Source organism: Mangrovimonas xylaniphaga (genome assembly GCF_001280435.1).
In the GTDB taxonomy this organism is placed as follows: Bacteria; Bacteroidota; Bacteroidia; order Flavobacteriales; family Flavobacteriaceae; genus Mangrovimonas_A; species Mangrovimonas_A xylaniphaga.
In genome coordinates this window covers 104984-120015 of sequence record NZ_LBIP01000017.1, presented here as the reverse complement: position 1 = coordinate 120015, position 15032 = coordinate 104984, and the positions used below count along the sequence as shown (strand labels likewise).

Sequence of the window (15032 nt, the reverse complement as noted above, 5' to 3'; positions counted from 1 at the left end):
CCTTACTGTCCTGAGTAGGTTACATAATTTCGTTGCGTTTCATATAAGGTAACTTCCAAATCGAGTTTGGAGTCCAATCGGGCCTTGAGTTTGTTATAGATCACCACCACAATATTTTCGGCAGTGGGATTTAGGTCCTTAAATTCTTCGACCTCCAAATTCAAGTTTTTATGATCAAAAGGTTCCTCCACTTCTTCCCTAATAATATTCTTTAAGACCCTAAGGTCTATAACATAGCCTGTTTCTTTATCGATCCGTCCCGTGACGCTCACTGATAATTCGTAGTTGTGACCATGGTAATTGGGATTACTGCATTTTCCAAATACCTCTAAGTTTTGCTCGTCCGACCAATCTTTCCGATAAAGCCGATGTGCCGCATTAAAATGGGCCCTCCTACTTACAGTGACTATCATTTTGAAATATTTATATGTTGGTAGAATTTTTCAAAAATAATCTTAAACCACGCCGTATAAACTTCTGGGTGTGTGACCATATCGGTCTTTACTTCTTCCAATCCCATCCATTTCCAAGCAGCTACTTCGTCTGGGTTTATTTCAGGTTCTTCATTGTAATGTCCCACCAATATATGGTCATATTCATGTTCTGTAAGCCCATTGTCAAAAGGTGCTTTATAAATGAAGGAAATGGTATCTTTCAAATCAGTTACAAAGCCCATTTCCTCCTGCAATCGTCTTTTCCCCGCTTGAATATTGGTTTCCCCAACACGTTGGTGACTGCAGCAGGTATTGGTCCACAACCCTGGTGAGTGATATTTATGAAGTGCACGTTGCTGCACCATCAATTCATTTTTATCATTGAACACAAACACAGAAAATGCCCTGTGCAACAATGCTTTTTCGTGAGCTTCCATCTTGGCCATTGTACCAATTTGCTCATCGTTTTCATTAACTAAAATGACTTGTTCTTCAATCATACCGTAAAAATACCAATCAAATTTCAAATGAACATAATCCTTACCCTAATTGTTGCCTGAAAAATCACAAAAACAAAGTTGAATACTTTTAAGTGAAATTGATTAAAGTTAATTATACATAAGTCATCAAAAAGTAACGTTTATACTATATCCTCTGCAAGTGAAGCGTTTAAAAAGTGGAATCCTTAATTGTAACATGCCTGAAGAAGACGTATATTTGCCGTCCAATTTAAGCGCATGAATTTTAAAGACGAAATCAAAAGAAGACGTACGTTTGGTATCATTTCTCACCCTGATGCCGGAAAGACTACTTTAACAGAAAAACTCTTGCTTTTTGGTGGGGCCATTCAAGAGGCCGGTGCCGTAAAAAGCAATAAAATAAAAAAAGGAGCTACTAGTGACTTTATGGAAATTGAACGCCAAAGAGGGATTTCTGTAGCTACTTCTGTACTTGCTTTTGAGTACAATGGTATAAAAGTGAATATCTTGGATACACCAGGTCACAAGGACTTTGCCGAAGACACTTTTAGAACCTTGACCGCTGTGGATAGTGTTATTGTTGTAGTTGATGTAGCCAAAGGAGTTGAGGAGCAAACCGAAAAACTGGTAGAGGTTTGTAGAATGCGAAACATTCCAATGATTGTGTTTATCAATAAATTGGACCGTGAAGGAAAAGATGCCTTCGATCTTTTGGATGAAATCGAACAAAAATTAGGCTTAAGTGTAGTACCATTGAGTTTCCCAATTGGTATGGGGTATGACTTTAAAGGTATCTACAACATTTGGGAAAAGAACATCAACCTATTTAGCGGCGATAGCAGAAAGAATATTGAGGAAACTATCGAGATTTCCGATTTGGAATCGCCAGAACTGAACAAATTGGTAGGTGATAAAGCAGCGGATACCCTTAGAGAGGAAATAGAATTGGTACAGGGTATCTATCCTGAATTCAGTAAGGAGGATTATTTAAGTGGTCAACAACAACCTGTATTCTTTGGTTCTGCCTTGAACAATTTTGGAGTAAGGGAATTGTTGGATTGCTTTGTGGATATAGCGCCTTCTCCAAGACCAAAACAAAGTGAAGAGCGTTTGGTAAATCCAGATGAATCAAAATTTACCGGTTTTGTATTTAAAATCCATGCCAATATGGACCCCAACCACCGTGACCGTTTGGCATTCATTAAAATTGTATCCGGAGAATTTAAACGTAATGCGCCTTATCTTCACGTTAGAAATAACAAGAAATTGAAATTCTCAAGTCCAAATGCCTTTTTTGCAGAGAAAAAGGAAATCGTAGATATCTCCTACCCTGGTGATATTGTTGGACTTCATGATACGGGTAACTTTAAAATTGGAGATACGCTTACCGAAGGTGAAACCATCAATTACAAAGGAATTCCAAGTTTCTCTCCGGAACACTTTAGATACATCAATAATGCAGACCCATTAAAGTCGAAACAATTATTCAAAGGAATTGACCAATTGATGGACGAAGGGGTTGCTCAGTTATTTACACTGGAACTCAATGGACGTAAAGTAATCGGTACTGTTGGAGCCCTTCAATATGAAGTAATCCAATACAGATTAGAGCACGAATACGGAGCCAAATGTACCTACGAAAACCTAAATGTTTTTAAGGCTTGTTGGGTAGATCCTGAAGATGTCAAAAATGAAGAGTACAAAGAATTTTTACGTGTGAAGCAACGCTACTTGGCTAAAGACAAGCAAGGACAACTTGTATTTTTGGCTGATTCAGCATTTTCATTGCAAATGACACAGCAAAAGTACCCGTCAATTAAGTTCCACTTTACTTCAGAATTCAAGTAATAAATTAACATTTCAATCGTTTTAGTAAGAAATTAAATACAAACGAAAGGGTTTGCCACTTATTTGTTGTCGCTTATCGAAAATATTGTTGAAAGATTCGGCATTTTGATAATTTCAACCTGTGAAGATAACCCCAAAATCGTCTACTTATGAAAATCCAAGCTAACCAATTCAGTAATGGAGACATTACTGTATCTTTCGATCCTTGCCAATGTATCAACTCAGAACGATGTGCCAAAGAACTTTCAAGTGTCTTCAGGCATTCTGTTATTCCTTGGGTTGATTTGGATGGAGCTCCAAGTGAAAAAATCATTAAACAAATTGAAAAGTGTCCTTCTGGGGCCTTAAGCTATAAAGCAAAAGTTGCAGAGTTTGCTTAAAAAACTTTCAATTCAATACCATAAAAAAAGCCTTTGATAATCATCAAAGGCTTTTTCTTTTATGCTTGTCCCGTTGGTCCAAAATTTAATGGAATTGGTGGTTGCTCATAATCTTTTATCTCACCATGAGCTTGCTCAAATCTATGAACATTATCCCCCAATGCCTTTAATAGTCTTTTGGCGTGCTGTGGAGTCAAAATAATTCTAGACTTCACCTTACTTTTTGGAGTTCCAGGCATTATACTAACAAAATCAACAACAAATTCTGAAACTGAATGGTTAATGATTGCCAAGTTGGAATAAGTTCCTTCAGCAATTTTTTCATCCAATTCAATATTGATCTGTCCTTGTTTCCTTTTCTTTTCTTCGTCTGCCATATGTTATGTTATTCAAATTAATGTAAAAAAAGAATCCCGCTTACGCGGGAATTCTTTTTAGTTATAATTCATTTCTTCTTTGGCTTTCATCATTTCATTGAACTCCTCTTTAGATCCTACGATAATACTATCGTATCGTCTAACACCTGTACCGGCTGGAATTCTATGTCCAACAATTACGTTTTCTTTCAAGCCTTCAAGAGCATCAATTTTTGCACTTACTGCTGCTTCGTTAAGAACTTTTGTAGTTTCCTGGAACGATGCCGCAGAGATAAATGACTTAGTCTGTAGAGAGGCTCTCGTAATACCTTGTAGGATTGGAGTAGCTGTAGCTGGACTAGCATCTCTAGCCGATACTAAAGCTTTATCCTCTCTTCTCAAGATAGAATTTTCATCTCTTAACTGACGAAGCGTCACGATTTGACCTGCCTTCAATTTCGCAGAATCTCCTGCGTCCTCTACTACTTTCATTCCGAAGATCTTGTCGTTTTCTTCAATAAAGTCAGATTTGTGTACCAATTGGTTTTCTAAGAAGATAGTATCTCCAGAATCAATAATCTGAACTTTACGCATCATTTGTCTTACGACCACCTCAAAGTGCTTATCGTTGATTTTCACCCCTTGTAAACGGTATACTTCCTGAACTTCGTTCACCAAGTATTGTTGTACTGCAGATGGTCCTTTAATGTTCAAGATATCTGTAGGCGTGATCGATCCGTCAGACAATGGCATACCAGCTTTAACGTAATCGTTCTCCTGAACAAGGATTTGGTTAGATAACTTCACTAAGTATTTCTTAACCTCTCCAAGTTTAGACTCGATAATGATTTCACGGTTACCTCTCTTAATCTTACCGAAGGATACCACACCATCAATCTCAGTTACTACAGCTGGGTTAGACGGGTTACGAGCTTCGAACAACTCGGTTACACGTGGAAGACCTCCTGTAATATCCCCTGCCTTAGCAGATTTACGAGGAATCTTAACCAAAATCTTACCTACACTAATCTTCTCTCCATTGTCAATCATCAAGTGAGCACCTACCGGTAAGTTGTATGAACGGATAGTTTCACCTTTTGAATCTTCAATATGAAGTGTTGGAATCAATTTCTTGTTTCTAGATTCAGAAATTACTTTTTCTTGGAATCCTGTTTGCTCATCGATCTCAACTTGATAAGTCATACCTTGCTCGATGTTTTCATAACGTACCTTACCGGCAAATTCTGAAATAATTACACCGTTATAAGGGTCCCAAGAACAGATTACATCACCTTTCTTAACAGCATCTCCACTGTTTACATATACAAACGATCCGTAAGGAATGTTGTTTGTACTTAAAGTGATACCTGTTTTGGCATCTACAAGTTTCATTTCTGAAGTTCTGGAAATAACAACATCTACTTCCTTACCTTCATTATCAACGGTCTTAACAGTTTTTAAATCTTCGATTTCTGCAATACCGTCGTACTTCACGATTAACTTGTTCTCCTCAGAGATGTTACCTGCAATACCCCCTACGTGGAAGGTACGCAATGTTAACTGTGTACCAGGCTCTCCAATAGACTGCGCTGCTACAACACCAACGGCTTCACCTCTTTGTACAATTTTACCAGTGGCAAGGTTTCTACCGTAACACTTAGCACAAATTCCTTGTTTAGCCTCACAACTTAATGGTGAACGTACTTCTATAGTTTCAAGCGCAGAGTTCTCGATTGCTCTAGCGATAGGCTCATCGATATGCTCTCCAGCTTTTACCAATAATTCTTCTGTAATAGGATCGTAAACATCGTTCAATGAAGTACGACCAACAATTCTATCTTCAAGTTTCTCAACAACCTCCTCGTTTTTCTTCAAGGCCGCTACTTCAATACCTCTTAATGTACCACAGTCTTCACTGTAAATGATAACATCTTGAGAAACGTCTACCAAACGACGCGTCAAGTAACCCGCATCGGCCGTTTTAAGAGCGGTATCCGCAAGACCTTTACGAGCACCGTGCGTAGAGATAAAGTATTCCAAAATTGAAAGTCCTTCCTTAAAGTTAGAAAGAATTGGGTTTTCAATAATTTCACCACCTCCAGCATTGGATTTCTTAGGTTTTGCCATCAAACCACGCATACCGGTCAACTGACGAATCTGCTCTTTCGATCCACGAGCTCCAGAATCAAGCATCATGTACACAGAGTTAAATCCTTGTTGGTCCTCACGGATCCGCTTCATAGACAACTCTGTCAATTCAGCATTCGTAGACGTCCAAATATCAATTACCTGGTTGTAACGTTCGTTGTTAGTAATAAGTCCCATGTTATAGTTGGCCATGATACCATCTACCAAAGTATTGGCTTTATCGATCATGCTGTGTTTTTCAGCAGGGATAATAATATCACCTAAACTGAAAGACAATCCTCCTTGGAATGCGAACCTATATCCTAAACCTTTGATGTCGTCCAAGAAAGCTGCTGTTTCAGGTACACTAGTAACTTTAAGAATGTTACCAATAATATCTCTAAGCGATTTCTTAGTCAAAACTTGGTTAATATACCCTGCTGCAGCTGGTACTTTTTCGTTGAAAAGTACACGTCCAACAGTAGTTTGAATGATTTGGGTGGTCAATTCACCTGCCTCATTAAAGTCTTTTGTTCTTACCTTGATACGGGCATTCAAGTCTACTCTTTTCTCGTTGTAAGCGATAGTTACCTCGTCTGGAGAGTAGAATGTCAATCCTTCACCTTTAACCGTTACATCTTCGGTAGTTAAACGCTCCTTGGTCATGTAGTAAAGACCAAGTACCATATCCTGAGAAGGTACGGTTACCGGAGATCCGTTAGCAGGGTTCAAGATATTGTGTGATGCCAACATCAACAATTGCGCTTCCAAAATAGCCTCTGGTCCTAATGGTAAGTGTACCGCCATCTGGTCACCATCGAAATCCGCGTTAAACGCCGTACATACCAATGGGTGTAACTGGATAGCTTTACCTTCGATCAACTTAGGCTGGAAAGCTTGGATACCAAGTCTGTGAAGCGTAGGAGCACGGTTCAAAAGTACTGGATGTCCTTTTAATACGTTTTCCAAGATGTCCCACACAACTGGCTCTTTTCTATCTATAATTTTCTTAGCAGATTTTACAGTCTTAACAATACCTCTTTCAATCAATTTTCTGATGATAAAAGGCTTGTATAATTCCGCTGCCATGTTCTTTGGCAATCCACATTCGAATAATTTCAATTCTGGTCCAACAACAATTACCGAACGTGCAGAGTAATCAACACGCTTACCAAGTAAGTTTTGACGGAAACGTCCTTGCTTACCTTTTAAGGAATCAGACAATGACTTAAGTGGTCTGTTAGAATCTGTTTTCACAGCAGACGACTTACGTGTGTTATCGAACAATGAATCTACAGACTCTTGTAACATACGTTTTTCATTACGTAAGATTACTTCTGGAGCCTTGATTTCTACCAATCTCTTCAAACGGTTGTTACGGATGATTACACGACGGTACAAATCATTCAAATCTGACGTTGCAAAACGACCTCCATCCAATGGCACCAATGGACGTAATTCTGGTGGAATAACAGGAATAGCCTTCATGATCATCCACTCTGGTCTGTTTTCACGGTTAGCATTGGAATCTCTAAACGCCTCAACAACCTGTAAACGTTTTAACGCTTCGGTTTTACGTTGTTTAGAAGTTTCGTTGTTGGCTTTGTGACGTAGGTCATAAGACAATTCATCCAAATCAATTCTCGCTAAAAGCTCGATCAAACACTCGGCTCCCATTTTAGCGATGAATTTGTTAGGATCTGTATCGTCCAAATATTGGTTTTCTTGTGGAAGGGATTCCAAAATGGTTAAGTATTCCTCTTCTGTCAAGAAATCCAATTTTTGTAATGGGTCACCTTCTACTCCTTTTGCATTACCTGGTTGAATTACCACATAACGCTCGTAATAGATGATCATGTCCAATTTCTTGGATGGCAATCCTAATAGGTAACCAATTTTATTTGGAAGAGAACGGAAATACCAAATATGTGCTACTGGCACAACAAGGTTAATGTGTCCTACTCTATCTCTACGTACTTTCTTTTCTGTTACTTCAACACCACATCTATCACAAACAATTCCTTTGTAACGGATTCTTTTATATTTACCACAAGCACATTCAAAATCCTTAACGGGACCAAAAATACGCTCACAGAATAAACCATCTCTTTCTGGTTTATGAGTTCGATAATTAATAGTTTCAGGTTTCAGAACCTCACCACGAGATGCCGCCAATATAGACTCTGGCGATGCTAAACCAATCGAGATTTTATTAAATCTCTGTACTGTATTCTTATCTTGTTTTCTAGCCATAATACTTTGTAGTCTTTATCAGTTTCCGGTAAGTGATACTCACTTACCGGAATACTGTAAACTTTTTTATTCTTCTAATCTAATATCTAAACCTAATCCTTTCAATTCGTGCATTAATACGTTGAAAGATTCAGGTAGTCCTGGTTCTGGCATCGGCTCTCCTTTTACGATTGCCTCGTAAGTTTTAGCTCTACCTATAACGTCATCAGATTTTACTGTTAAGATTTCACGTAGTGTGCTTGATGCTCCATAAGCCTCAAGTGCCCATACCTCCATCTCTCCGAAACGCTGACCTCCAAACTGAGCCTTACCTCCAAGTGGCTGTTGCGTAATCAATGAGTATGGCCCGATAGAACGTGCGTGCATCTTATCGTCGATCATGTGGCCTAGTTTGATCATGTAGATAACCCCTACAGTTGCAGGTTGGTCAAAACGATCTCCTGTTCCACCATCATATAAGTAAGTGTGTCCAAATCTTGGGATTCCCGCCTCATCGGTAAGTTCATTGATCTGGTCTAGAGTTGCACCGTCAAAAATAGGGGTTGCATAAGTACGACCTAATTTTTGACCAGCCCATCCAAGAACCGTTTCATAAATCTGCCCGATGTTCATACGTGATGGTACCCCTAGTGGGTTCAACACGATATCAACTGGAGTTCCGTCTTCCAAGAATGGCATATCTTCCTGACGAACGATACGTGCAACAATACCTTTGTTACCGTGACGTCCCGCCATTTTATCACCTACTTTAAGTTTACGTTTTTTAGCAACATAAACCTTAGCTAGTTTTATGATACCAGATGGTAACTCATCTCCAACAGAGATTGTAAATTTCTCGCGACGTAAAGATCCTTGTAAATCATTTTCTTTGATTTTGTAATTGTGGATCAAATCCGCTACAAGTTCATTTAAGTGATCATCTGTAGTCCATGTTCCTGAAGTTAAGTGCGTATAGTCGTCTACAGCATTTAACATCTTAAGGGTATACTTTTTCCCTTTAGGAATAATTTCTTCACCAAGATCATTAAAGATACCTTGTGCAGTTTTTCCGTTTACAATGTTGAATAATTTTTCAACCAATACATCTTTAAGTTCATCGAACTTTCTGTAGTAAACGCTTTCTAGTGCATCGATATCCTCCTTGTCCTTAGCTCTCTTACGTTTGTCTTTTATAGCTCTAGAGAACAACTTCTTGTCGATAACAACACCATGTAACGAAGGTGAAGCTTTCAAAGATGCATCTTTAACATCTCCAGCTTTGTCACCAAAGATTGCTCTCAATAATTTTTCTTCTGGAGTAGGATCGCTTTCTCCTTTTGGTGTAATCTTACCAATAAGAATATCTCCTGGCTTGATCTCTGCACCAATACGAATCATACCGTTTTCGTCAAGGTCTTTAGTAGCCTCTTCCGATACGTTAGGGATATCATTGGTCAACTCTTCGTTACCCAATTTGGTATCTCTAACTTCCAACGAATACTCATCGATGTGGATAGATGTAAAAATATCATCGCGTACTACTTTCTCAGAAATCACAATCGCATCCTCGAAGTTGTACCCTTTCCATGGCATGAAGGCCACTTTCATATTTCTACCTAATGCAAGCTCTCCATTTTCTGTTGCATATCCTTCACAAAGTACTTGTCCTTTCTTAACCTTGTCTCCTTTAGTTACAATTGGCTTAAGGTTAATAGATGTACCTTGGTTAGTTTTTCTAAATTTAATTAATGGATAAGTTTTAGTATCGCTATCAAAACTTACCATAGCTTCTTCTTCAGTACGCTCGTATCTGATTACGATTTCATTGGCATCTACATACTCAACTGTACCAGCTCCTTCTGCATTGATCAATACCCTAGAATCTGAAGCTACTTGACGCTCTAATCCAGTTCCAACAATAGGTGCTTGAGGACGTAATAATGGTACTGCTTGACGCATCATGTTAGATCCCATCAAGGCACGGTTCGCATCATCATGCTCCAAGAATGGAATTAAAGATGCAGAAATAGATGCAATTTGGTTAGGCGCTACGTCTGTATAGTGTACATTTTCCGGTTCAATTACAGGGAAATCACCTTCCATTCTGGCAATTACCTTATCGTGTAAAATCTTTCCTTCGTCATCCACCTTAACAGTTGCCTGAGCAATCAATTTCTCTTCTTCTTCCTCCGCACTTAAATAGATTGGCTCTCCTTTGATGTCCACCAAACCTTCTTTAACCTCGCGGTAAGGAGTTTCGATGAATCCCATGGAGTTTACCTTGGCGTAAACTGACAATGAAGAAATCAAACCAATGTTTGGCCCTTCTGGAGTTTCAATAGGACAAAGACGTCCATAATGCGTGTAGTGAACGTCACGAACCTCGAATCCGGCACGCTCTCTAGAAAGACCACCGGGCCCTAATGCCGAAAGACGACGCTTATGCGTGATCTCTGCCAATGGGTTGGTTTGGTCCATAAATTGAGACAACTGGTTTGTACCAAAGAACGAGTTGATTACAGAAGATAAAGTCTTCGCGTTGATCAAATCGATAGGGGTAAATACCTCATTGTCCCTAACGTTCATACGCTCACGGATAGTACGAGCCATACGCGCCAAACCAACACCAAATTGGGCTGACAACTGCTCTCCTACCGTACGCACACGACGGTTAGACAAGTGATCGATATCATCAATCTCTGCTTTAGAGTTGATAAGCTCGATTAAATATTTAATAATGGTAATGATATCTTCTTTGGTAAGCACTTGCTTGTCCATTCCAATATCCAAACCTAATTTTTTATTCATTCTATAACGTCCAACTTCTCCTAAAGAGTAACGTTGGTCACTAAAGAACAATTTTTCAATAATACCTCTAGCAGTTTCCTCATCTGGCGGCTCGGCATTACGTAATTGACGATAGATATGTTCTACAGCTTCTTTTTCAGAGTTTGTAGGGTCTTTTTGAAGGGTATTATGAATAATGGCATAATCTCCTTGCTGTGCATTTTCTTTGTGTAAAAGTACGGTCTTAACACCTGCATCAAGGATTTCCTCAATGTTATCCTTATCGATAATAGTGTCACGATCCAATACTATTTCGTTACGCTCGATAGATACCACCTCTCCTGTATCCTCATCTACGAAATCTTCGTGCCAAGTATTCAATACACGAGCGGCTAACTTACGTCCTAAAACTTTCTTTAAACCTGATTTGGAAACTTTAACCTCTTCAGCAAGGTCAAATATTTCAAGAATATCTTTGTCTCGTTCAAAACCAATAGCTCTAAACAATGTGGTTACAGGTAATTTTTTCTTCCTATCAATGTAGGCATACATTACTTGATTGATATCTGTAGCAAATTCAATCCATGATCCTTTAAATGGAATAACTCTTGCTGAATATAATTTGGTTCCATTTGCATGGAAAGATTGGCTGAAGAATACACCAGGAGAACGGTGTAATTGAGAAACTACAACACGTTCAGCACCGTTTATACAAAAGGTACCACTAGGTGTCATGTAAGGAATAGTTCCTAAGTACACATCCTGGACAATGGTCTCGAAATCCTCATGTTCAGGGTCTGTACAGTACAATTTAAGCCTTGCCTTTAATGGTACACTGTATGTTAAACCTCTTTCAATACATTCCTCAATTGTGTATCTTGGTGGATCGATAAAATAATCCAAAAATTCCAAGACGAATTGGTTTCGCGTGTCTGTGATTGGGAAATTTTCCATGAAGGTGTTGTATAGACCTTCATTCCCTCTTTCTTCCGATTTTGTTTCTAACTGGAAAAAATCCTGAAAGGACTTTATTTGAATATCCAAGAAATCGGGATATTCCGTTCTATTTACAATAGAAGAGAAATTTAATCTTTCAGCTGTTTTTGCTAACATCGATGAACGAGATTTTGATTAAAAATAATATAAAGGATGTATATAACAGTTATATACACAAAAGGGTTTAGGTCTTAGAGGTTACCTCTAGACCTAAACCATATTTTGTAGGTTAGTTAAGCTTACTTAAGCTCAACCTCAGCTCCAGCTTCTTCCAATGAAGCTTTTAAAGCTTCTGCTTCATCTTTAGATACAGCTTCTTTAACTGTGCTAGGTGCACCGTCAACTAATTCTTTAGCTTCTTTCAATCCTAAACCAGTTAATTCTTTAACCAATTTAACAACTGCTAATTTAGAAGCACCAGCTGCTTTAAGGATTACGTCGAATTCAGTTTGCTCTTCTGCAGCGTCTCCACCTGCAGCAGCTCCACCTGCAGCAACTGCTACAGCAGCAGCAGCTGGCTCAATACCGTACTCGTCTTTTAATATTGTAGCTAATTCGTTTACTTCTTTAACTGTTAAATTAACTAATTGTTCTGCGAAATCTTTTAAATCTGCCATTTTCTATCGTTTTAATAAAATTTTTAAAAATATATTTGTTTAAGTGCGTACTTATTTGGATTATCCTTCTTTCTCGGATAACGTCTTGATGATACCGGCCAATGTACCGCCTCCAGACTTAAGAGCTGACACAACGTTCTTAGCTGGCGATTGTAGCAATGCCACGATATCCCCAATAAGCTCTTCTCTAGATTTGATGTCAACCAATGCATCTAATTGATCGTCCCCAACATAAATTGCTTCTTCAATAAAAGCTCCTTTAAGCAACGGCTTTTCAGATTTTTTACGGAAGGCTTTAATAACCTTTGCTGGCGCGTTTCCTGTTTCAGAAAACAAAATTGACGTATTTCCTTTAAGTACACCTGGCAGCTCTCCAAAATCTTTCTCAGAAGCTTCCATGGCTTTAGCCAATAATGTATTCTTTACTACAGCTAATTGTACGTTTGCTTTAAAACATGCACGACGTAACTCTGAAGTGTTTCCTGCATTTAATCCAGAAATATCTGCTAAATAAATATTTGGATTCTCTGCTAACTGAGCAGTCAACTCTTCAATAACTTGTGATTTTTCTTCTCTTGTCATAATATAAAAGTTTAACTACTTAGTTTATTTTTGTATCTACTGCAATACTTGGACTCATAGTACTAGAAATGAAAATACTTTTCACGTAAGTACCTTTAGCTGCAGTAGGCTTCAATTTCATCAATGTAGAAAGTAATTCCTGTGCGTTACCTACCAATTTGTCAGCGCTAAAAGACGCCTTCCCGATTGGAGCGTGAACGATACCAGTTTTGTCTACTTTGAAATCAATCTTACCTGCTTTTACTTCACTAACAGCTTTAGCCACATCCATAGTTACGGTACCAGTTTTAGGGTTAGGCATTAAACCTCTAGGTCCCAAAATTCTACCTAATGGACCTAATTTACCCATAATGCTAGGCATTGTAACGATAACGTCTACGTCTGTCCAACCGTCCTTGATCTTTTGTAGGTACTCGTCTAAACCTACATAATCAGCTCCAGCTTCTTTAGCTTCAGCTTCTTTGTCAGGAGTTACCAAGGCCAATACTTTCATATCTTTACCTGTTCCGTGAGGAAGAGAAACTACACCTCTAACCATTTGGTTAGCTTTACGTGGGTCTACTCCTAAACGAACAGCGATATCTACAGAAGCATCAAATTTAGTATAAGTAATTTCCTTTAATAAGTTTGAAGCTTCCTCAAGAGAATAAAGTTTGTTTTTCTCAACTTTAGCTCTTGCTTCTTTTTGCTTTCTTGTTAATCTTGCCATTTCAAAAATTTTTAGTTAGGAGCTTCCCCGCCTTTAACAGTGATTCCCATTGATCTTGCAGTACCTGCAACCATTGTCATAGCAGACTCAATTGTAAATGCATTCAAGTCTTGCATTTTGTCCTCTGCAATAGCTCTAACTTGATCCCAAGTTATTTTAGCTACTTTCTTTCTGTTCGGTTCTCCAGATCCTTTTTTTACTTTGGCCGCTTCCATTAATTGTACAGCAGCTGGAGGAGTTTTGATTACAAAATCAAAAGATTTGTCTTTGTAAACAGAGATAACTACTGGTAATACTTTACCAGCTTTATCTTGGGTTCTCGCATTAAATTGCTTACAGAACTCCATGATATTAACTCCAGCAGCACCTAAAGCGGGTCCAACTGGTGGCGACGGATTCGCAGCACCTCCCCGAACTTGTAATTTAACTACTTTACTTAATTCTTTTGCCATTTTAATAAATTTAGTTTTGCATGTCTCTTAATATGGAAGCAAAAAGACATACGATATATCTGGTAACAATTATTAAACTTTTTCCACTTGCATATAACTCAACTCCAATGGTGTTTTTCTTCCAAAAATTCGCACCATAACCTCAAGTTTACGCTTCTCTTCATTGATCTTTTCGATAGTACCATCAAATCCATTAAATGGACCGTCAATTACTTTTACTGTCTCACCAATGGTGTAAGGGATTGCTACATTAGCATCGGCATCTACCGTAAGCTCATCCACTTTACCTAACATTCTGTTTACCTCAGATTGCCTTAAAGGCACCGGATCACCTCCCTTTGTTTCACCTAAAAATCCAATTACGTTGGTAATGGATTTGATGATGTGTGGAATTTCTCCACTTAAATTAGCTTGAATCATTATATAACCAGGAAAATACACACGTTCCTTGTGTATCTTTTTCCCGTTACGTATTTGAATCACCTTTTCTGTAGGAACCAATACTTGGTCAACAAAATCCTCAAGACCCAATCTCGTAATTTCATTCTCGATGTAGGTTTTGATTTTGTTTTCTTGACCACTTACGGCTCTAACAACGTACCATTTCTTATTTGTGTTTGTCTCAGACATTCAAAAGTGTTTTAGCTGATTAAATCAAAATATTGTTTAATAACTTTACTAAAAACAGTATCCACTCCCCAAATAGCCAATGCAAAAACAATAGAGAAAACAGCCACAAGAACAGTTAAGCTTTGCGCTTCTGCCCAAGTAGGCCATGACACATTATTCTTTAATTCCTCAAAGGATTCCTTTATATAATTAACAATTCCTGCCATTTGACTTAAAAGTTTTTATCAGATTACAAACTCGCAACTTACGTTAAAAAAATGTAATCTAAAAATTTGCACGGGTTGCGAGACTCGAACTCACGACACCTGGTTTTGGAGACCAGTGCTCTACCAACTGAGCTAAACCCGTAAATATAAATCAAGGCGTCTTGCTAAAATGTACAAGACACCTTAATTTATAAACT

At 38.3% G+C, this 15032-nt stretch carries 13 protein-coding genes and 1 tRNA gene; 2 read left to right on the top strand and 12 right to left on the bottom strand.

Annotated elements, in window-relative coordinates; translation table 11 throughout:
- Positions 1-2: 2 nt before the first annotated feature.
- Both ZA06_RS10465 and idi read right to left on the bottom strand, forming a co-directional pair.
- On the bottom strand, positions 3-413 hold the full coding sequence (locus ZA06_RS10465) for a 6-pyruvoyl trahydropterin synthase family protein (RefSeq protein ID WP_053977416.1): 411 nt from the start codon (positions 411-413) through the stop codon (positions 3-5).
- Positions 410-934: an isopentenyl-diphosphate Delta-isomerase gene (idi, locus tag ZA06_RS10460; RefSeq protein ID WP_053977415.1), complete on the bottom strand. Its 525-nt coding sequence runs from the start codon at positions 932-934 to the stop codon at positions 410-412. Before idi ends, ZA06_RS10465 begins: the two co-directional genes overlap by 4 nt.
- Before the next feature lie 237 nt (positions 935-1171).
- On the opposite strand from idi, the gene ZA06_RS10455 reads away from it, so the two are divergent.
- Positions 1172-2761, top strand: coding sequence for a peptide chain release factor 3 (locus ZA06_RS10455; RefSeq protein WP_053977414.1), 1590 nt, complete (start codon positions 1172-1174; stop codon positions 2759-2761).
- A 149-nt stretch (positions 2762-2910) separates the two neighbouring features.
- Positions 2911-3141 carry a (4Fe-4S)-binding protein gene (locus ZA06_RS10450; protein WP_053977413.1) on the top strand — a complete coding sequence of 77 codons (231 nt, stop codon included), beginning with the start codon at positions 2911-2913 and terminating at the stop codon, positions 3139-3141.
- Between the two features lie 59 nt (positions 3142-3200).
- Here the strand turns inward: ZA06_RS10450 and ZA06_RS10445 are convergent, their stop codons facing one another.
- The 10 genes from ZA06_RS10445 to ZA06_RS10400 all read right to left on the bottom strand — a co-directional run bounded on the left by ZA06_RS10445 (position 3201) and on the right by ZA06_RS10400 (position 14977).
- The gene (locus ZA06_RS10445; protein WP_053977412.1) at positions 3201-3518 is read right to left on the bottom strand and encodes a DUF3467 domain-containing protein; all 318 of its coding nucleotides are present in this window, start codon (positions 3516-3518) and stop codon (positions 3201-3203) included.
- Between the two features lie 57 nt (positions 3519-3575).
- The gene (gene rpoC / locus ZA06_RS10440) at positions 3576-7877 is read right to left on the bottom strand and encodes a DNA-directed RNA polymerase subunit beta' (protein ID WP_053977411.1); all 4302 of its coding nucleotides are present in this window, start codon (positions 7875-7877) and stop codon (positions 3576-3578) included.
- A 66-nt stretch (positions 7878-7943) separates the two neighbouring features.
- Positions 7944-11756, bottom strand: a complete 3813-nt coding sequence (gene rpoB / locus ZA06_RS10435; protein WP_053977410.1) for a DNA-directed RNA polymerase subunit beta — start codon at positions 11754-11756, stop codon at positions 7944-7946.
- A gap of 122 nt (positions 11757-11878) precedes the next feature.
- Positions 11879-12256, bottom strand: a complete 378-nt coding sequence (gene rplL / locus ZA06_RS10430; protein WP_053977409.1) for a 50S ribosomal protein L7/L12 — start codon at positions 12254-12256, stop codon at positions 11879-11881.
- A 60-nt stretch (positions 12257-12316) separates the two neighbouring features.
- Positions 12317-12838: a 50S ribosomal protein L10 gene (gene rplJ / locus ZA06_RS10425; protein ID WP_053977408.1), complete on the bottom strand. Its 522-nt coding sequence runs from the start codon at positions 12836-12838 to the stop codon at positions 12317-12319.
- A gap of 19 nt (positions 12839-12857) precedes the next feature.
- Positions 12858-13547 carry a 50S ribosomal protein L1 gene (rplA, locus tag ZA06_RS10420; RefSeq protein WP_053977407.1) on the bottom strand — a complete coding sequence of 230 codons (690 nt, stop codon included), beginning with the start codon at positions 13545-13547 and terminating at the stop codon, positions 12858-12860.
- Between the two features lie 11 nt (positions 13548-13558).
- A complete protein-coding gene (gene rplK, locus ZA06_RS10415) occupies positions 13559-13999 on the bottom strand; it encodes a 50S ribosomal protein L11 (RefSeq protein ID WP_053977406.1) in 441 nt (146 codons plus the stop codon).
- A 72-nt stretch (positions 14000-14071) separates the two neighbouring features.
- Positions 14072-14629 carry a transcription termination/antitermination protein NusG gene (gene nusG / locus ZA06_RS10410; RefSeq protein ID WP_053977405.1) on the bottom strand — a complete coding sequence of 186 codons (558 nt, stop codon included), beginning with the start codon at positions 14627-14629 and terminating at the stop codon, positions 14072-14074.
- Positions 14630-14640: 11 nt separating this feature from the next.
- The gene (secE, locus tag ZA06_RS10405; protein ID WP_053977404.1) at positions 14641-14835 is read right to left on the bottom strand and encodes a preprotein translocase subunit SecE; all 195 of its coding nucleotides are present in this window, start codon (positions 14833-14835) and stop codon (positions 14641-14643) included.
- Between the two features lie 69 nt (positions 14836-14904).
- Positions 14905-14977, bottom strand: a tRNA-Trp gene (locus ZA06_RS10400).
- Between the last annotated feature and the right edge of the window lie 55 nt (positions 14978-15032).

Coding starts and splice junctions, on each gene's coding strand:
- rpoC (WP_053977411.1), bottom strand. CDS start 7,877: ATGGCTAGAAAACAAGATAAGAATACAGTACAGAGATTTAATAAAATC.
- ZA06_RS10450 (WP_053977413.1), top strand. CDS start 2,911: ATGAAAATCCAAGCTAACCAATTCAGTAATGGAGACATTACTGTATCT.
- nusG (WP_053977405.1), bottom strand. CDS start 14,629: ATGTCTGAGACAAACACAAATAAGAAATGGTACGTTGTTAGAGCCGTA.
- rpoB (WP_053977410.1), bottom strand. CDS start 11,756: ATGTTAGCAAAAACAGCTGAAAGATTAAATTTCTCTTCTATTGTAAAT.
- ZA06_RS10465 (WP_053977416.1), bottom strand. CDS start 413: ATGATAGTCACTGTAAGTAGGAGGGCCCATTTTAATGCGGCACATCGG.
- rplK (WP_053977406.1), bottom strand. CDS start 13,999: ATGGCAAAAGAATTAAGTAAAGTAGTTAAATTACAAGTTCGGGGAGGT.
- ZA06_RS10455 (WP_053977414.1), top strand. CDS start 1,172: ATGAATTTTAAAGACGAAATCAAAAGAAGACGTACGTTTGGTATCATT.
- secE (WP_053977404.1), bottom strand. CDS start 14,835: ATGGCAGGAATTGTTAATTATATAAAGGAATCCTTTGAGGAATTAAAG.
- rplA (WP_053977407.1), bottom strand. CDS start 13,547: ATGGCAAGATTAACAAGAAAGCAAAAAGAAGCAAGAGCTAAAGTTGAG.
- rplL (WP_053977409.1), bottom strand. CDS start 12,256: ATGGCAGATTTAAAAGATTTCGCAGAACAATTAGTTAATTTAACAGTT.
- rplJ (WP_053977408.1), bottom strand. CDS start 12,838: ATGACAAGAGAAGAAAAATCACAAGTTATTGAAGAGTTGACTGCTCAG.
- ZA06_RS10445 (WP_053977412.1), bottom strand. CDS start 3,518: ATGGCAGACGAAGAAAAGAAAAGGAAACAAGGACAGATCAATATTGAA.
- idi (WP_053977415.1), bottom strand. CDS start 934: ATGATTGAAGAACAAGTCATTTTAGTTAATGAAAACGATGAGCAAATT.